The sequence below is a fragment of the Enterobacter cloacae complex sp. P2B genome, assembly GCF_014895985.1.
GTDB classification, from domain to species: domain Bacteria; phylum Pseudomonadota; class Gammaproteobacteria; order Enterobacterales; family Enterobacteriaceae; genus Enterobacter; species Enterobacter bugandensis.
On record NZ_JADBQQ010000028.1, the window covers coordinates 3,429 to 5,134 of the forward strand.

The following is a 1,706-nucleotide window of genomic DNA, read 5'->3' on the forward strand; positions in this document are numbered from 1 at the left end:
CAAAGGCAGGTTCTTTAAGGTAAGGAGGTGATCCAACCGCAGGTTCCCCTACGGTTACCTTGTTACGACTTCACCCCAGTCATGAATCACAAAGTGGTAAGCGCCCTCCCGAAGGTTAAGCTACCTACTTCTTTTGCAACCCACTCCCATGGTGTGACGGGCGGTGTGTACAAGGCCCGGGAACGTATTCACCGTGGCATTCTGATCCACGATTACTAGCGATTCCGACTTCATGGAGTCGAGTTGCAGACTCCAATCCGGACTACGACGCACTTTATGAGGTCCGCTTGCTCTCGCGAGGTCGCTTCTCTTTGTATGCGCCATTGTAGCACGTGTGTAGCCCTACTCGTAAGGGCCATGATGACTTGACGTCATCCCCACCTTCCTCCAGTTTATCACTGGCAGTCTCCTTTGAGTTCCCGGCCGGACCGCTGGCAACAAAGGATAAGGGTTGCGCTCGTTGCGGGACTTAACCCAACATTTCACAACACGAGCTGACGACAGCCATGCAGCACCTGTCTCAGAGTTCCCGAAGGCACCAATCCATCTCTGGAAAGTTCTCTGGATGTCAAGAGTAGGTAAGGTTCTTCGCGTTGCATCGAATTAAACCACATGCTCCACCGCTTGTGCGGGCCCCCGTCAATTCATTTGAGTTTTAACCTTGCGGCCGTACTCCCCAGGCGGTCGACTTAACGCGTTAGCTCCGGAAGCCACGCCTCAAGGGCACAACCTCCAAGTCGACATCGTTTACGGCGTGGACTACCAGGGTATCTAATCCTGTTTGCTCCCCACGCTTTCGCACCTGAGCGTCAGTCTTTGTCCAGGGGGCCGCCTTCGCCACCGGTATTCCTCCAGATCTCTACGCATTTCACCGCTACACCTGGAATTCTACCCCCCTCTACAAGACTCTAGCCTGCCAGTTTCGAATGCAGTTCCCAGGTTGAGCCCGGGGATTTCACATCCGACTTGACAGACCGCCTGCGTGCGCTTTACGCCCAGTAATTCCGATTAACGCTTGCACCCTCCGTATTACCGCGGCTGCTGGCACGGAGTTAGCCGGTGCTTCTTCTGCGGGTAACGTCAATCGATGAGGTTATTAACCTCAACGCCTTCCTCCCCGCTGAAAGTACTTTACAACCCGAAGGCCTTCTTCATACACGCGGCATGGCTGCATCAGGCTTGCGCCCATTGTGCAATATTCCCCACTGCTGCCTCCCGTAGGAGTCTGGACCGTGTCTCAGTTCCAGTGTGGCTGGTCATCCTCTCAGACCAGCTAGGGATCGTCGCCTAGGTGAGCCGTTACCCCACCTACTAGCTAATCCCATCTGGGCACATCTGATGGCAAGAGGCCCGAAGGTCCCCCTCTTTGGTCTTGCGACGTTATGCGGTATTAGCTACCGTTTCCAGTAGTTATCCCCCTCCATCAGGCAGTTTCCCAGACATTACTCACCCGTCCGCCACTCGTCACCCGAGAGCAAGCTCTCTGTGCTACCGTTCGACTTGCATGTGTTAGGCCTGCCGCCAGCGTTCAATCTGAGCCATGATCAAACTCTTCAATTTAAGTTTGATGCTCGTGAATTAAACTTCGTAATGAATTACGTATGTTCACTCAGAGACTTGGTATTCATTTTTCGTCCGAGGACGTTAAGAATCCATGTCACTTTGAGTGCCCACACAGATTGTCTGATAAATTGTTAAAGAGCAGT

Annotated in this window: 1 rRNA gene; it reads right to left on the reverse strand. The window is 53.2% G+C overall.

The features are described 5' to 3' along the window. Window positions 1–20: 20 nt before the first annotated feature. Window positions 21–1,560: ribosomal RNA gene (locus tag IM313_RS22225) — 16S ribosomal RNA — on the reverse strand. Between the last annotated feature and the right edge of the window lie 146 nt (window positions 1,561–1,706).